Origin of the sequence: Nonomuraea rosea, assembly GCF_039539705.1 — a bacterium.
In the GTDB taxonomy this organism is placed as follows: domain Bacteria; phylum Actinomycetota; class Actinomycetes; order Streptosporangiales; family Streptosporangiaceae; genus Nonomuraea; species Nonomuraea rosea.
Genome location: NZ_BAABDQ010000014.1, coordinates 235,945 through 252,197, shown reverse-complemented (window position 1 = coordinate 252,197; position 16,253 = coordinate 235,945). Strand labels below are relative to the sequence as shown.

The 16,253-nt window shown below is 65.1% G+C and carries 13 protein-coding genes, 1 tRNA gene and 1 pseudogene; 10 read left to right on the top strand and 5 right to left on the bottom strand.

Annotated features, from left to right (window positions below; all coding sequences use genetic code 11):
* Positions 1 to 32: 32 nt before the first annotated feature.
* Positions 33 to 1,133: a serine/threonine protein kinase gene (locus ABEA43_RS30615; protein ID WP_345567177.1), complete on the bottom strand. Its 1,101-nt coding sequence runs from the start codon at positions 1,131 to 1,133 to the stop codon at positions 33 to 35.
* 347 nt (positions 1,134 to 1,480) lie between these two features.
* On the opposite strand from ABEA43_RS30615, the pseudogene ABEA43_RS30610 reads away from it, so the two are divergent.
* Positions 1,481 to 2,316 (top strand): annotated as a pseudogene (locus ABEA43_RS30610) (HARBI1 family protein).
* A gap of 104 nt (positions 2,317 to 2,420) precedes the next feature.
* Here the strand turns inward: ABEA43_RS30610 and ABEA43_RS30605 are convergent.
* Positions 2,421 to 4,538 (bottom strand): helix-turn-helix domain-containing protein, encoded by a 2,118-nt coding sequence (locus tag ABEA43_RS30605; RefSeq protein ID WP_345567175.1) that lies wholly within the window; start codon positions 4,536 to 4,538, stop codon positions 2,421 to 2,423.
* Positions 4,539 to 4,914: 376 nt separating this feature from the next.
* On the opposite strand from ABEA43_RS30605, the gene ABEA43_RS30600 reads away from it, so the two are divergent.
* The 6 genes from ABEA43_RS30600 to ABEA43_RS30575 all read left to right on the top strand — a co-directional run bounded on the left by ABEA43_RS30600 (position 4,915) and on the right by ABEA43_RS30575 (position 9,035).
* Positions 4,915 to 5,103, top strand: a complete 189-nt coding sequence (locus ABEA43_RS30600) for a hypothetical protein (protein ID WP_345567173.1) — start codon at positions 4,915 to 4,917, stop codon at positions 5,101 to 5,103.
* Positions 5,104 to 5,695: 592 nt separating this feature from the next.
* Positions 5,696 to 6,292 (top strand): hypothetical protein, encoded by a 597-nt coding sequence (locus tag ABEA43_RS30595; RefSeq protein WP_345567172.1) that lies wholly within the window; start codon positions 5,696 to 5,698, stop codon positions 6,290 to 6,292.
* Positions 6,293 to 6,717: 425 nt separating this feature from the next.
* Positions 6,718 to 6,936 (top strand): hypothetical protein, encoded by a 219-nt coding sequence (locus ABEA43_RS30590; protein ID WP_345567170.1) that lies wholly within the window; start codon positions 6,718 to 6,720, stop codon positions 6,934 to 6,936.
* A gap of 44 nt (positions 6,937 to 6,980) precedes the next feature.
* Positions 6,981 to 8,072, top strand: a complete 1,092-nt coding sequence (locus ABEA43_RS30585) for a hypothetical protein (protein WP_345567168.1) — start codon at positions 6,981 to 6,983, stop codon at positions 8,070 to 8,072.
* A gap of 34 nt (positions 8,073 to 8,106) precedes the next feature.
* Positions 8,107 to 8,589: a hypothetical protein gene (locus ABEA43_RS30580; RefSeq protein WP_345567166.1), complete on the top strand. Its 483-nt coding sequence runs from the start codon at positions 8,107 to 8,109 to the stop codon at positions 8,587 to 8,589.
* Between the two features lie 374 nt (positions 8,590 to 8,963).
* Positions 8,964 to 9,035 (top strand) — tRNA-OTHER (locus ABEA43_RS30575).
* Positions 9,036 to 9,407: 372 nt separating this feature from the next.
* Here the strand turns inward: ABEA43_RS30575 and ABEA43_RS30570 are convergent.
* From ABEA43_RS30570 to ABEA43_RS30560, 3 genes are read right to left on the bottom strand one after another with little or no spacing between them, the layout of a single operon-like run.
* A complete protein-coding gene (locus ABEA43_RS30570; RefSeq protein WP_345567164.1) occupies positions 9,408 to 11,402 on the bottom strand; it encodes a hypothetical protein in 1,995 nt (664 codons plus the stop codon).
* Positions 11,399 to 12,532 carry a 5'-methylthioadenosine/S-adenosylhomocysteine nucleosidase family protein gene (locus tag ABEA43_RS30565; protein WP_345567162.1) on the bottom strand — a complete coding sequence of 378 codons (1,134 nt, stop codon included), beginning with the start codon at positions 12,530 to 12,532 and terminating at the stop codon, positions 11,399 to 11,401. The genes ABEA43_RS30570 and ABEA43_RS30565 overlap by 4 nt, the downstream gene beginning before the upstream one ends.
* A gap of 13 nt (positions 12,533 to 12,545) precedes the next feature.
* Entirely contained in the window at positions 12,546 to 13,241 is a 696-nt protein-coding gene (locus ABEA43_RS30560) for an NUDIX hydrolase (RefSeq protein WP_345567160.1), read from the bottom strand.
* A gap of 175 nt (positions 13,242 to 13,416) precedes the next feature.
* Here ABEA43_RS30560 and ABEA43_RS30555 point away from each other — a divergent pair, with 175 nt between their 5' ends.
* The 3 genes from ABEA43_RS30555 to ABEA43_RS30545 all read left to right on the top strand — a co-directional run bounded on the left by ABEA43_RS30555 (position 13,417) and on the right by ABEA43_RS30545 (position 16,250).
* The gene (locus ABEA43_RS30555) at positions 13,417 to 14,562 is read left to right on the top strand and encodes an RNA ligase RtcB family protein (protein ID WP_345567158.1); all 1,146 of its coding nucleotides are present in this window, start codon (positions 13,417 to 13,419) and stop codon (positions 14,560 to 14,562) included.
* The gene (prfH, locus tag ABEA43_RS30550) at positions 14,559 to 15,227 is read left to right on the top strand and encodes a peptide chain release factor H (RefSeq protein WP_345567156.1); all 669 of its coding nucleotides are present in this window, start codon (positions 14,559 to 14,561) and stop codon (positions 15,225 to 15,227) included. Before ABEA43_RS30555 ends, prfH begins: the two co-directional genes overlap by 4 nt.
* 291 nt (positions 15,228 to 15,518) lie before the next feature.
* Positions 15,519 to 16,250 (top strand): TSUP family transporter, encoded by a 732-nt coding sequence (locus ABEA43_RS30545; RefSeq protein WP_345567155.1) that lies wholly within the window; start codon positions 15,519 to 15,521, stop codon positions 16,248 to 16,250.
* The last annotated feature ends 3 nt before the right edge of the window (positions 16,251 to 16,253 follow it).

The following is a 16,253-nucleotide window of genomic DNA, read 5'->3' as shown; positions in this document are numbered from 1 at the left end:
CTATGCCGATCCATACCGCCCCGCAGGTGCTCTTACCTGCCGTAACTGCCCCGTCTGTGCTCCGCAGCCCCGTGCCACCTGGCCAGCCACACGTCATCGAACTCGGGCTTCGGGAGTCCTCCCGGCGGCGGCTTCGAGCCAGGAGGCTTGCCAGGTTCGGGGAGACCGCCGGCGCTGCCTCGCCCTGAGCTCGAACTCACCGTTGTGACCAGCACCCGGTCCGGCATGGGCACTGGTTGCAAGGTCCACTGGTCGATGTAATCCCGGATCTCCGGCAGCAAAGGCAGGCCCGATTCGCTGGTGAGCGGCACGGCGTAGTCCGCCAGCTTGTCGAACGCCTCGCGGAACACAGTCATAGCCGTTGGCCGCCCCTTCGGCTCGCTGGCCAGGAGCTTCTTCACCCATGAGCGCATCCCGTCCGAGAGTCCGTCAAGGTTCGGCTCACAGCCGCGTATGCGCTGACCATCGTCGATGCCATGGAAGGGGGTCTGGCCGATCATCGCGTATACGACCACGGAGCCGAGTGAGAACACATCGGATTCCTCTGTGGCCTTCCGCGGATCAAGGATGTGCTCGTTGGCCGTGAACTGACGCGATCCAAAGAACGACGCGTCCATGGTGATCCCGGGCCCCTCGGTGAACTTCGAGATCCCGAAATCAATGATCTTCAGGCCAGTCTGGTCCACCAGGATGTTCTGCGGCTTGAGGTCGCGATGCAGTATGCCCTTCGCGTGGATCTCCGTCAGCGCCTCACCGAGCCCAGCCGCCAACCACCACCCGCAGAGTTCGTCGAAATAGCCGAAACCTCCGCCGATCAGCCGGTCCAGGGATGGCGCATGCAAGTACCGGGTCGCGAGCCAGGCCGGGTCGCCACTGCCGTCCGCGTCAAGCAGCGCTGCTGTGTGCACTCCCGCCATCTTTTTTATGGCTTCGATCTCACGAAGAAAACGCTGCCTCCAGATGGAAGACCGCGCGTAGTCCTGTTTGAAGATCTTCACCGCTGCAGGGCCCCCGATATCATGCCGGGATCCGAGATAGACCACGCCGAAGCCGCCCTGTCCGAGGCGGTGAGTGAGGCTAAACCCCCCACACTCATCCGGATCCCCGGCCTGTAAAGGCTGCCAAGGCTCCATCGGCGCACCCTCCATCGTCCGCAGCCGCGTGCCATCGTCCCGGGTGCAGACGCATCACGCCCCATCGGGTGATCAACATCATATGGGACCTAAGGTACGTCCCGGGCAGCATTTAGTGAACCTATTCCCTGGTTCACGCGTACCCCAAGCGAACTCTCTCCACACAGTCGAAATCGGACATTGAGGTGATCTCAGAGAAATAATTCAGGACAATTGGGGATTTCTGGGACGCAGGCGGTGACGTTTCGGGATCTTTCGGGAGGAGTCGTCGAAGGCCGGAAACAGACGTGGAGCCTCCGGTAGATGAGTTCTCACCACAAGAATTCCCAGCCGCCGAAAGGCCCCACGTGATTGCTCATCGTGCCACGCTCGACGTCTCCCGCGCACTCGTTCAACACCTCGGCCGGCTGCTGCGCGATGAACGCCGACTGCGCGGCACCCTGAAAGACAGCCGGGCCCTGACCCCGTTCCGGCAGGCCGTCATGGTGCTGTGCTGGTTTCGAGGCGAGCGCGACATCCCCAAGCTCGGTCGCGATCACCGCGTCTCCCGGGCCACCGCCTACCGCTACATCCACGAAGGAATCAAGGTTCTCGCAGCTCAAGCACCGGATCTGTCCGAAGCTCTCGACCACGCCCAAGCCGAAGGACTGGCCTACGCGATCCTGGACGCACCCTGATCCCGACCGACTGCTGCGCGGAGCAGACCCTCAGCGTCAAGGGCGAACCCATCGACGCCTGGTACTCCGGCAAGGCCCACCACTACGCCGGCAACCTCCAAGCCCTGTCGGCACCCGACGGACTACCGTTGTGGATCGGCGAGGTCGAACCCGGCTCCATCCATGACCTGTCCGCCGCCCGCACCCACGTGCTGGGCGCCCTGTACGCCGCCGCCGCAACCGGCCTGCCCACCCTCGCCAACAGCGGATACGAGGGCGCCGGAATCAGCATCCACACGCCGATCAAACAACCCGACGGAAACCAAATCCTCAGCCCGGACAACCGCGCCTACAACCGGCTCCTACGAGCCCTGCGCTGCCTTGGCGAACGCGGATTCGCCCTGCTCAAAGTCCGCTGGCGGACCCTCCAGCACATCACCATCAGCCCCAGCCGAATCGGCGAAATCGCCCGCGCAGCGCTCTTCCTCACCCATTTCGAGCACGACTACCTACCGGCAATTGGCTGAGATCACATCATTGGCGACCCTAGTTCCAGTTCAGCCTGCCTCGTACGGTGCCAAGCTACATGTTTCGCCGCCGATCACGTTCGCGTTACACGACTCGTAGATGGTCAGTCGTCACCCAATTCAAAAATCGAGTTGACGCGGTTCAAGAGAGCCTTCCACTCCGCGCGGAGTATCTCTTCAAGGCGGTCCTCAAGGTCCTGCCGATCACTCGCACCGAACCATTCGTGGGTGTGCGCAAGAACGCGATCACGGTAGCCCGGACCGCGACCCCACTCGTTCGTGCACTCCCACCACAAGGCGGCTTCCTGTTGGAGTTCAGCCCCGAAAAGGCTCACGCCAGCCTGCTGTATCTTCCGAAGCAGGTCTTCGTATCCCGATGCCATGAGGCGGGCCGTCTGCAACAGCAGCTCCTCAGCCTCGTGACGAACCGTGCTCTCAGTGTTGCAGTAGTCCGTGATAGCCGCGACCTTATCTCCAAGGACCCCGACGGCCATCTTCCGAGCACCAAAACCCAGGTGGTGTGAATAGCTGAGTGAGTGCCATTCACCTTTCCTGCGTGCTGCGGCGTGCACACTGCTGGCGTACGCGCGGCGGATCTCCATGAAGAGCGGGTCGGGGATGTTTGCGCGGATCCGGCCAAGGTCTGACTTCTGGTCGATCCAAGCAGAGACGTACCGACCCACCGCCCGCTGGATCTCCCTTACCTGCTCCTCCTCCGCGTTGGCCAGCAGAGTCAGAGCGCGATCCAGCACATCCCTCAGCTGCTGCTCGAACCTAGCACGAGTCGCTTTGACACAATCGTGGAGGAACTTCTTGACAACCTCCGGATCATCCTCAAGGGCATTGAAGAACTGTACGGGCAGGTCGGAGAGCTGGTATTGCGTTAGAGCAGCACTGATCTGCTCGGCCTTGATCTCATACCCGTCCTCATTCGACTCGACCCGCAGCCCCGACTCGTCCTTGACCGCAAGCGCCTCCCTTGAACGGGGCAGAACAAGGATACTGCTATGCGAATCGATCTGGGAGTTGTTGATCTCACGTGCGCGACGGAGTAGATCCTGAACGTTCTGGTCCGGAGCCGCGTTGAACCCCGAGCACAGAATCGACATAGTGTGCGGGTTCTCGAGTTGCGCCTCGAGGTCAGCCCGGACGCCGGGACCGTCGATGCCCCTGGTGTCAACTACACTCACGTTCAGCCCGGTTATGGGCAGGAGCTCCGGTACCACCAGCTCGATCCGCGCGGGTAGAGAGAAGTCTGGGTGCCGACCATTGTTAATGTTCTCGAAGGTGGTCTTCAGCCATTCCAAGGGACTCTCGGATTTGGAAGGCTCCCACCATTCCGCCCGCAGGTCTCTGCGAGGAAGATTCATCCTGGTGAGCACTTCCACGACAAAGTCGCGCTTCTCCGCAGACTCTGCGGCCAGCACTTCGGCGGGATCGGGTGCCTTAATTCGCTTACCGTCCGGGTCTTTGGTGACCTTCGGCCGCACGAGGCCCGCCATGTTGCGAATGGCGCGGCCGAGTTCGCGCGAGGCTCCCTCGCTTGGGTCGTCGGCGCCTTCCGGCCGATCCGACTTGAAGAAGAGGTCGGCGAAGTCCTCGACGCAAGCGCGGATGTCCTGCTCGGTACGCGGCTCGATTAGGATGCCATGCCCCGGGCCGATCTTCAGATGGACTTCACACAGCGTGGTGCCGCCTCCGGCGGTCTCAAGCACTGTCTGGCGTCCGGCCTGCTCCTCAATCTCGAGCCCCGTCACACGGCATATGGCTGTGGACTTGCCGATGCCAATCGCTCCAATGAAGGCGATCAGGTGCTCGCGGCGGAGAAGTAGTCCCGCAAGGTGCCGAATCTCGGCGATGTACTCCTTGAGGCGAGTTTGGAGTGCCGGATGCTCATGAGCGAGCTCGTCCAGCTCGCGTGCTCGCTGCTCGGCCTCCCAGAGAAGTTGCTGATCTGGGTGATCGAGCGCTGGCCTGGGCAGTATCGTCCAGTCACGAGCAAGGATGTCGGCCAGCCCAGCCGCATCGTCAGTACTGATGGCCTCGAGAATCGCCTGTAGCTCCTCCTCGGACACGACTCTCTCACCTGCCTCGACACGGGACAGGACGGCCTGGCTCCACGTAATACTCCGGGCCAACTCGGCCTGCTTGATCCCGGCCTGTTCACGTAGCTGGGCCAGGCGATGGCCCAGCTGGGACGGGCTAACCTCATCGGAAACCATTCGCATCTCCATCCGCAAGCTTGTGACAAGCATTCAGCAACGTTTCTCTGCGGTCAAGATCTTGCCGGGAACTTGACAAATCTGTCTACAGAAGCGGCATTGGGATGCGATCATCCCGGAGGTCCAACTCCTCGGAAGTCCAGCAGCCCCCACCTCAAAGCCCCGCGCCCAGGAGCGTCCTGCCGCCGACGACGGCCGGTATCAAAGGGAGGACGAGGCGCCGCGGCAACGGTGATGTTGTGATATCACGATCTCAGGCCGAGCCTTGTCGATCCGCTTTAGGTTCCTTGAGTAGCCGGTCTCGACCCCAAGCGACCAAGAGAGGGTCTTGATGGTCAAGATGACCCGAGGATCGGCACGCTCATGGCATCCCGGGATGACCACAGTGGCCAAAGACGACATTCACCACATGAAGCCGAGCCAGCGGAACAAGTACCGCCGCTTGGGATTCTCCTGGTCAGAGATCAAGAAGATCGACAATGCGATCGGACAAGGCGATTCCACGATCACCATCAAGTCCGCCATCCGCGAGGTCACCATCGAGCTCCCGCCGAAATGGCGCTGAGACGACGGCTGACCACCCCGCATCTCATCTCCACAGGATTAATTTGAATCAACTGCGACGGTACACAGTTCCCTGCCGCGCCTTGGACGCGGCTGCAGTCGAGACGTTTGACACCGATAGACGGCGCCGGTGTTCAACGACTCGGCCACCGACCACGTCCTTCTCGCCCACGGACCGGCCGGGGATATACGCGGGATGATCTTGAGACGGTCGCGCGCCGCGCAGGCTATTTGCCCAGGTCACGCTGCCAGAACAGGCGGAGGAACCTCCACTCTCCTACTGCGGATGTCGACTGGCTCGGCCATGATGATCGCCCATTTCCCCTTCAGGGTCATCTATACCTGGGCACTGCTTGCCGTTAGTGCACGCAATGCCACCGTTCCGGCGGCCACTACTGGGCAGAACAGACAACCAAGTAACTTTTACGCAACTTAGAACACATCAGCGAATCTACGCAGGGCACATCAAGATCCCCATGGATATCAGGTTCAGGGCGCCCCGGGGGGAGCCCTATAGCTACACGGATCTGGCTCTTGTCAGTCGACTGCTAATCAGGATGATGGGTTCCTGAGATAGTAGCGGAAGGGATGCCATGGATGGCTCTTCAAGCTGGATCGGCCTGGAGATCGCGAAGCTGATAGTGAGCGCTCTGACGCCGCTGACAGTCGCCTTGATCGGCATCGGTTTCGCCAGGGCGGCGAAACGACTCGAAGCGAGCCAGTGGGTGAACCAGAAACTCATTGAGAAACGCATCGAACTGATGGACGACGCTCTCCCACAGCTAAATGATCTGTACTGTTACTTCATTTGGATCGGGAACTGGAAGGAACTGTCGCCGCCTGACGTAATCCAGCGTAAGCGTTCACTGGATCGGCTGTTCTACGCGAACCGACCATTCTTTTCAACAGAGCTGATCACAGCATACGAAGAGTTCTCCGCCTCGTTATTCAAGACCTACGCCGCCCCCGGAGCAGATGCGCTGCTGCGCACCTCGCTAGTCTCCCAGGACGGCGACAGGCGGACGAGCTATCCAAAGACGTGGACGGCGGAATGGGCCGCAACGTTTACCGAGATAGGTGACCACACAAACCGCGGCACGATACGAGAGTGGTACGACAGGCTGATGGACCGCGCCAGCCTAGAGGTGGGGGCTGATTCAAAGCATGGACACGTTCGGGCCGTTCCGTGATCGTCCAATGGTGCTGCAAAGGCGTTGCGGAGATCAGTGAAGATGAGGTGCGGACCATCCTCAGTAATGGCGTCGGGCTACGCTGTCGCGGCTGGCTGAGCGCAGGCGCAGCGGAACCGTTCGCAATCGGGGCGGCCATCCAGCAATTGACCGAGCACAATCTCAATCTGCACGTCAATAACTATGCTCAACCGATGCTCCGAACCGGGCAACCCTTCTGCGATTCCACTCCATTTATTTCCCTGTCCGCGGGCTGCGTAGATAGGGACACAACCACGAAGACAAACGTGACTCATCGTGCGTTGCGGACGGCACTGGAATTCGCAGTCACCGACTACACGCAGCCTAGTCGTCCCCGTTGCCCTGGCTGGGTGCTTGTGTGCTATGTACTCGTCAGCCCGAACCGGTCTACCAGCATCCCGTCAGTGGCCGAGGAGATCAGGGAGCTCAACCACAATCGGGCCTATTCGGAGTGGCATTGGCAGGGAGAGGTAGCGGCAAAGATCAACGTGCCGTCCACGCAGATCCTTTGCGCGCAACGCTGGGAGCCGGCAGGGGGCGACTTACTCAAGGTCACCGACCTCTTGGTGAACCTCGCATTCACTCATCCCTCGGCTATCCTCGACGAACGGAACATGCTGTGAGTTTGCCGAGTGAGTTATGGGCCGCTCTACGGCTGGACCCCTCGGTGCTGCGCGAGCGAGCGGGCTTCCTAACTGCTTATATCAAGATTGAAGAGCCCCGATACGCCGTGAATGACGTGATCAGGCTTCTGCGCGACGGCCCAATCCGTAGCGGCACCGATTCCATTGTCAATCTACTGGACGAAGACGACGAAGCTTCCTCGGTAATCAGGCAGCAGCTCGACGGGCTAGGGCCATCGCGTCCACGCAGTACATGGGCGCGCGTGGCCGAAAACGCCGACACATGGCGACAATGCGCGATCGTAAGACTTCCCTACGACATCCAGGCGGGGAAGAGCGCCCTGTTGGAGGCCGCATCAAGTTACCAGCAACTGGGCCTTCCCTTCGGTTCATTCCTGCGTGTCGCAGCAACAGGCTCGTGGGAAGCCGCTGGTGAGGCGGGCTCGCGGTTGCGGTTCCTGCTCTTAAGCGGAAGAGACAGCGAGAATGGTGAGGAGGAAGCCGGATGGTCGCAAAACGTGGAACTTCTCGGCTGGCGCATTGCTCTTCAGGCGCCGGCCCAGCAGATCTCACTGCTCTTTGCGGCAGTCTCGGACCCGTCGGTGCTCGCCCGGCACAACTGGCTCTTCGACGCCCTCGCGGCCGCGTCCCAGGCCGCCGATTCGGCGCCGGTCGGCACCACGGCCCAGCCGATGGCACTGTGGTGGAATGCGGGCAGACGGCTCGCCGAACTGACGATGGGAGTGCGTCAGGCCCGTACAGAACTGCGCTCTCTAGTCGCCGACCTGGCCGTCGTCCACGGTCGTCAACTGGCACATGCCCAATTGGATGGTTACCACTGGCCCATGGCCCGTGCCCGGATCGACCTCGTGGATCTGGACCTGGCCGGGCTCGTCGCGATCTCCGCGCGTGTGCTCCGCCGTCGTGCCATGCAGGAATGGAGCCTAGCCGAGGACTTCGTCAACCTGCCTCCGCTGGCCCGGGTCTCCCTCGCCATCGGCATCCAGCTCTCAAAAGACGATGGGGCGATGCCTACAGAACCGCGCGCGCCGCGATTGCCCCCGCTTGATCCGTGGCCAGCCCCGACGGAGTGGACGGGAACCTCCGAGCGCCTCCGTCGAGCCCGCGACAAATGACCGCGGCCGCACGGCACCGCGTGAGATGCCGGCCATGAGCCAGGAAGAGGACGACGAGCAATACGAGCGAGCTCAAGAGAGCTACGTCTTCTTACGCGGTCTCATGCACCTTGCTCAGAACCCGTTGTTTCATGCAAGCGAACTCACATGGGCTCAAAAGGTACAACTTGTCGAGGCGATGGCTGGGATCATCGGCGTGAGCGATCGGATGTCGTCGGCTTCGCTCCTCTCGATCCCGGAAGTCCTAGAGCTCCTGCAGGAAGAGGGGGAACCGCAGATCGATCCCAACGACTATTCTCAACAGCAGCTCACCAGCAAGTCCGTTCAGCTCGGACTTGTGGCCGAACGGGTCTGGCCGCTGTACAGCCAGCTCGAACGTGTCCTTCGAAAGCTAAGCGGCGACATCCCGCTCTCCGACCCAGGTCTACGCAGGGAGTCGGTGACGATGAGCATCGAGCCATGGCCGCCGCAGGCGAGCGACACTTCGAGCAGTTTTCCGTCCAACTCCTCACAATGAGGAGCGCTCGCAATGCCTAACCCGATGATTCACGGGTTGGGGTGGCTTCGCCCAGCGAGACGGCTGCGTTATTTGCTGATCTTGGGTGGTAATGAACCGCAGCAACTCGATCGCGGCCTCCGGCCCGTCGCAGGTGATGAGGAGCCGCCTGCGGTACTTCGGCGGGATCTGCACGGTAGCAGCGGTCGGCACCTCGATGTGGTGAGCCACAATGTTGCACCCGCCTTGCCCGGACGCAGTCACATCACGAGGTCAACGGGAACAGTCCCCGAAGCCGCCCTCTAACGTCCCGGTGCGGCTGTACAGCAATGCGGGACATGAGCGGGATGATCACTCGAAGGCTGCTCGTCGCACCAGGCGTTTCCGCAGGTTAACCCAGGTAAATAGGCAGTACCGTTCACGCTCTCCTAAAGCGGGGGCCGCAGGCCCGAATCCTGCCCCGGGCACTCACCTGCACGGGCATTCTAGCCTTGACCTGCGCTTCCTCAGCGGCAGGTCTTCTACTTAAGTGAACCTTGATCGGCAGTCGGCGGAGCTATTCGGGCCTCTGGCGGCTGCAATAGCCACATGGGCATGCGACGTACACAGCTGTTGGTCATGCCGGACACGTGCGTAACCCGAGTGTCGTCCCACCACACAGAACCCGGCCTGGCTGCGGACTTGCGCATGAACAGCAAGCCCGGATCGATAGGGGCCGTCGTGCCGGTCCCGGAAAGTGTCAGCAGCATGCTGAATGGCCACGGCGTAACCCGACCAGGCCAGCCGCGCTGCCTGCCCGCCAGACCGCCAGCGTTCCGACCGGCACTTAGGTCGTGACGTCAGGCGAAGATGGCGTTTACGGCCTTGCTCACCTCCGCGAGCGGAACCTTCTCCCGTTGGCGTTCGAACGCGATCCACTCCTGCCCCTCCGCCGCCACGCCCTCCAGGATGTGCAGGGCGTTCCAGATCCCCGCTGTGCCGAGAGTGACCTGTGACGCGCCCTGCGGCCCCTTGTCCTCGTTCTTGGTGACATCCGTCGGCGGGTCGGTCATCTTGACCTTGATCGGGTCGCCGTTGGTCAGCGTCAGCTCGAACACGTTCTCCCCGCTGTCGGTCTCGGCCACCTGGACGGAGGTGAACGCGTCGTAGCGGTAGTTGGTGCGGGCCCGGCTGCGAAAGGTGGCCTTCTGGAAGTCGAGGTGCACGGTCAGCTGCCGCACCCCGTCCTTGGTGAGCAGGAAGAGCAGGATCTTGTACTTCGAATAGCGCCATGGCCCCTTTTCGACGCGTGCCCTGTCATAGGACGGCGTGGCGGGGGCCTCGATGAAGGCGTGGGCGAGGACGTCCTGCCGTTTCAGCCGGTAGAGGGCCGTCGCCTGCTCCATCACCGCCTTGCGGTCGCACTCCAGCCATCGCGCCATCTCCAGATCGTCCGGTCTGTCGGCGAGCTTGCGCTTCCATCGGGAGAAGGCCGCCTGGCGGTCGGCCAGCAGGCCCTGCTTTTCCGCCTTGTCGGCGAAGTGGCGCTCGTACTCGGCGGCGATGCGCACCCAGGCGCGGGCCGCGAACCAGACCGAGGCCACGGCGGCGAGCGCGGACAGCGACACGATGAGCGGGCTGATGTGCGCGCCGCTCCAGATCAGGAAGGCGCCTGCCGCGGCGGCCGCGAGCGCGGCGAGCACGCACATCAATCGAATGGGCAAGGGGGCGCGCAGCTCCTTGCGGTAGTCCCGCAGCTTGCCGGCCTGCCAGCGACGGGCGACGTCGGCGACCAGGTATCTGGTGAGCCAGGCGACTTGCTTGGCGTTGACCGTCTTCTCCCGGTAGATGGTGACGACCTCGTCGCGCAGGGCCCGGCGGACGCCCGCCGTCTCCGAGAGCCAGCGGGCCTTGTCCGCGCCGGGCGGGGTGTAGCGGGCGGAGTAGTGGTTGAACTGGTGGTCGATCTTGCTCGCGAAGCCGTCGCCGCGGGCGGTGGTGGCCGGGGGGCGGCCGTACTCGCGGTCCTTCGCCTGGCGGCGCTCCTTCCTGCACCGCCACTCCGCGCCGCTGCGCACGCTCGCGTAGCAGCCGGCCGCGAGAGCCAGCAGGGCGGACGCCGCGGCCATTCCGGTGTGCTGCCAGGCCGTGAGGCCGATGAAGCCGACGGTCGCCAGGGCCAGCGCGGTGGTCACCGTGGCTCCGGTCCAGGTGCCGAGTCCGATGAGGACGGGATCGGCCGGCTGTACGCGTGCGCCGATGGGCTCTGGCTGGAAGAACTTCCAGGCCCGGCCCTCCCGGTTCTCCGCGTAGCGGTCACTTCTGGCCGCTTCGAAGGCGCGCGTCCAGAGGGCGTCCTCGGCGGAGCTGTCCAGGAACATCTCCATGTGCTGGAGGACGTCGTTGCGCTGCTCGTTGGTGAGCTTCTGGAGCTCCTGCTCTAGGTCGGCAGCCCCGTCCTCCGTGGGACGGGACGTCAGGAGGTGGTCGACCAGCTTGATCGCGTCGGCCCATTCGTCATCGTCCTTGATGGCGCCGTGCATGCAGCGCAGCATGGCGATCTCCCCCGGCGGCACCTGCTGCAGAGTGCGTCCGCTGAGCAGGGCCAGCAGCAGGTAGAAGCAGGAGCGGCCGTTGATGTAGCGGCCCAGGACCACGGCGTCGCGGATGTGCTCGCGTGCCTCCGGCGCCATCCCGCCGTGCAGGGCGTTGAGCCCCACGTTGAAGGTCTGCTGGGGCGACGGGGCGGACTCGACCTGGTAGACGCTGACTGGTCCGTGGATGGCTTCCGCCTGGACGGCGACGTTCGCCGAGTCCATGGCGAGGTTGGTCGGGCCGGAGTGGGGGTCGTTCACAGGACGCCCCGGATGGCCGCGATGACGGCCGACACGTGCGCCGCCAGCTCCGCCACGTCCGCCAGGAGCCCGCGGAGCTTCTTGAGCGCGATCACCGCCTTGCTCCTGCCCTCCTTGGTGCTCTCCGACAGCGACTCGGCGGCGACGGCGATCTCCCCCTCCGCCGCGGTGAACGTGTCCTCGTCCACCTCCTGCGCCTTGCGCGCCCTGGCGAGGCGGTCACGCAGCTCGGCGAGCTGCGCCACCGGGTCGGCTGCCTGGGTCTGGGGCGGGTGGCCGATGGTGACGTTGCCGTGGATATGCCCGGCCTGTACGCCCACCCGGGCGTTGTCGCGGGCGACGTTCTGGACGCGGTCGGTCATGCTTTTCGCCTCTCTCGCCGGATGGTTCTGATGCTCCATGGCCAGTTCCTGAGCGAGGGCCACGGCGAAGGCGGCGGCGTTGGCCATCGCCTTCGGCTGCCAGTTCAGGCCGTCGGTGCCGGTCTTGGTGCCGTCGGCGCGGTCGCTGATGCCGCGTACCACGGCCATGGGCAGCGACCTGTTGTGATGGGCGGCCTGCGCCACGCCGGCCGACTCCATCTCGATCGCGAGCGCGTCGTTGTAGGTCTGACGCACCCACTGGGCGTGCGCGGAGATCGCGGAGTCCTGCACGACCTCGCCGGCCGCGATCGGGCCAAAACGCACCGCCGGGACGGCCGCGCCCGCGGGCAGGCGACGAGCCCAGGACTCGGTGCGGTAGAGGTGGCGGGCGATCTGGTCGGTTTCGTGGCCGATCTCCCAGACGCGCGGGCGGGCCTTGAAGCCGTCGTCCTCGCTGGTGCCGCCGTGGTACGCGTACACGTGCGTGGCCACCACCACGTCGCCCAGGCCGATGCCGGGCCACAGTGCCCCCGCCACCCCCACGAACAGCAGCGCCGACGGCGCGAACTCGGCGATCGCCCGCTCGGTGATCACCGCTGACGGATGGTTGCCCTTGCCGACCAGGCCCAGGGCCACCCTGCACCCGCCGCCCGTGAGGCGGCCGAGCTCGAAGCGGGTGCCGGCGGTGTGGCGGTGTACGCGCGGGTCGGTCAGGTGCCCGCGGACGGCCTGATACTCCAGATCCAGCGCGGTGAGGATCACGATCATGACCATCGACCTCCTAAGGCCGAGCCATCGGGGGGTTGAGAACGTGGGCCGGACCCGCCTTGAAGAGCCGGGCGGGCCGCCCGTTCGGGGTCTTGCGCAGCGGGCCGTCGGCGACGATGAAGCCGCCGGCGCCCTGGACCTTGCGGTAGAAGTTGCGGGGATCGAGGCGGACGCCCCAGACCGCCTCGTACACCTGCTGGAGCTCCGAGATGGTGAAGGTCTCGGCGCAGAACGCGGTGGCCAGGGTGCTGTGCTCCAGCTTGGTACGTGCGCGCTCGACCCCGTCGGTGACGATGCGGTGATGGTCGAAGGCCAGCTTCGCGCTCGGGGCCAGGGCGTCGTCCACCGGTGTCCAGGAGGCGTCGGCGGCGTCGGTGCCGGCGACCGGCTCCGGCAGGCGGGGCGCGATGGCCAGGTAGGCGACGGACACGACGCGGCCGCGCGGGTCGCGGCCCGGCTCGCCGTACACGGCCAGGGGCTCCAGGTGTACGTCGGACAGGCCCGCCTCTTCCGACAGCTCGCGCCGCGCGGCCGCCTCGATGTCCTCATGCTCGTCGCGCAGGAAGCCGCCTGGCAGGGCGAGGGCTCCGAGGAACGGGTCGATGCCGCGTTCCACGAGCAGGACGTGCAGGCGTGCCTCGCGCAGGGTCAGGATCACCAGGTCGACCGCGAGGAGGATGCGGGGCGGCTGCCAGGGGTCGTCGGGCATGAGCACACCATAACTTTTTGTCAGATCGACAGGAAGTCCCCGCGTGCCGAAAATCGGTTGCCGCGCATGGCGGGGCTCAGAGAATGTGGTGTTCATGAGACTTTGACGGACTTCTCCCAGATGCCACGGCGCCGAAGTGCCGCCTGCCCAAATCCCGTTCAGCGAAGAGAGCGTCTTGTCTCAGCAACAGCCGCCGGCCGCCAAGGCCACCGTTACCGTGTTCGCCTCCCCCACCAGCTGGATCGAGTCCGATGCTGTCGCGCAGTGCCATCAGGTGGCCGCGCTCGACGGCATGATGCACGTCGCCGCCATGCCTGACCTGCACCCCGGCAAGGGCGCCCCCATCGGCGCCGCGATGACGTCGACCGTTTTGTACCCGTTCCTGGTGGGCTCCGACATCGGGTGCGGCATCGCCGTGTTCCCCGTCAAGCTGAAGCGCGCCGTACCCGAGAAGCTCGCCGCCCGCTTCCCCGATCTCGATCGCGCTTTGGACCCAGGGCAGGATCCCGCCTGGGCCGTGGTCAAGGATGACATCCCAGCAGGTCACGTCGAGGGCCTTGGAACGGTTGGCCGCGGCAACCACTTCGTCGAGCTGGCGCGCATCGGGACCGTCCTCGCACCGGACCACGCGACCCGTCTCGGACTCGCCGCCGGCGACCTGGTGCTCGTCGTCCACAGCGGTTCGCGCGGGCTGGGCGAACGGATCCTGCGGGCCCACACCGAGGTCCACGGCGCGGGCCCCGCCCCTGATCCCGGCGCCTACCTGGCGATGCATGACGACGCCGTACGCTGGGGGTCGCTCAACCGGCGGCTGCTGGCCGCCCGGGTCGCCCATGCGCTGGGGTTCGAGCCCGCCGAGCCGATCGTCGACCAGTGCCACAACCTGGTCGAGGTCCGCGACGGGAGCTACCTGCACCGCAAGGGGGCGGCGCCGGGTGACGGCCGTGACGTGCTCATCGCCGGTACACGCGGCACCCCTTCCTACCTCGTGGCCGCCCACGCGGGACCGGAGGCCGGCCATTCCGTGGCGCACGGCGCGGGCCGCAAGATGTCGCGTGCGGACGCCCTGCGCCGGGGGCGGGCCAAGCACACGGTCGAGGAGCTGCGCCGTACCCCGGTGGGGTCGCTGGTGGTGTGCGGCGACCGCCAGCTGCTCTTCGAGGAGGCGCCGACGGCGTACAAGCGCATCGAGCAGGTGATCGCCGACCTCGTCGACCATGATCTGGCCACACCGGTGGCCACCACGATCCCGCTGGTCACGTACAAGACGCCCGACCTCGGGTCCCAGAAGGACCGCCGCCGCAAGCGAGGCCGGTCGTGAGCGTACACCTGCTTCTGTCTGCCGGGCGCGGCCCGGAGGAGTGCGCCTGGGCGCTGGCCGAGCTGCTGCGCCGCCTGGAGGCCGACGCTACCCGGCAGAATCTGCGGACCGAACGGGCCGAGACCGTTCCCGGCGACCGGCCCGGCACCTACCGATCGGTGGTCATCCAGATCTCAGGAGCCGGCGCCGAGGCGTTCGCCGCCTCGTGGACCGGAACCCTCTGCTGGCAGGCCCCCAGCCCCTACCGGGCCGGCACCAGCAGAAAGAACTGGTACGTCATCGCCCAGCCGTGCCAGGTCGACGCCCCGCACACGACCTTCGCGGAAGCGGACGTCGACATCGTCGCCTGCCGCACCGGCGGTCCCGGCGGTCAACATCGGAACAAGGCCAGCACGGCGGTACGCGCGACCCACCGGCCCACGGGGTTCGTCGTCGTGGTCGACACCGAACGGCAGCTCAGCCTCAACCGCCGCATCGCCATGCGGCTGCTGCGGGAGCGCATCGAGCGCGGCGACGAGGCGGCCGGACGCGACCTCACCACCGCACGCTGGCGCATCCACGACGAGCTCGTACGCGGCAACCCCACGCGCATCGAACGTCCGGAAGCGTCGAAGCAAGGCCTGGTCCCGCAGCGTCCGCGACGGCGGCAGTCCATCCGCCCGTGAACAACGCGAGGTGGAAATTGAGGTGTGATGTTCATCCCTGAACCGTTCCCCCGCTCTCCGGTAGGGTCTTTTGCGAGTGTCTAGGGTTCCGCTGCCTGGCCTGCGTTCATGTGGTCTGGCGGGCCTGGTCCAAGCGGCACCACCGGCAGTTTCCGATGGCTGCGGGTCAACTGACGGGACAAAAGCCTGGAGGTCGCGGTTCCCGCGAGCGTGGGAGCCGGAGAGGCCTTTTCGTGTTCCCGACCGTTGATGCCGGGTGGCGTCTCGCCGCAGAGCGCATCGGCTCGCCCGATGTCCGCTGACCTCATCGCAACGCTGCTGACCGCCTCGGTGCTGGCTTTCGCTCTTGCCTGGCTGTCGTCCGTGGGCGGCATGGGTGGCGGTGTGCTGATGCTGCTCGTGTTCACTGCCCTGTTCGGTCTCCAAGTGGCTGTGCCGACCCTCACGCTGACGCAGTTGGCCAGTAACGGGGGCCGCGTCTGGTTCAATCGGCGCGATGTCCGGTGGCAGGTCATCAGGTGGTACGCCGTCGGCGCCGTCCCCTTCGCCCTGGCAGGAGGACTCCTGCTGCCTTACGTACCGGTCGAACCGCTCAAGCGTATTCTCGGCGCGTTTCTCATCGTCGTGATCATCTGGCGGCGATGTCGGCCGGTGCCACGCCCGCCTGCTGACCGAACGTTCGCCGCCATCGGGGCCGGCGCGGGACTCGGCTCATCCTTGCTCGGCGCGGCGGGACCGCTCGCGGCCCCGTTCTTCCTCGCCAAGGGCCTGCTCGGTGGCGCGTACATCGGCACCGAAGCCACCGCCTCCTTGATCACTCATCTGACCAAGGTCGCTGCCTACGGCGCGAGCAGCCTGCTGTCCGTCCACGTGCTCCAGCTCGGTCTGGTCCTCACCCCTGCCATAGTCGCCGGAGCGTGGCTGGGCAAAAGAACCGTCATGCGGATGAACAACTGGGTCTTCACGCTGGTCATCGAGGCTGGAATGCTCGTCGCGGCGATCCTGTTCATAGCCGGGTTCTGAGCT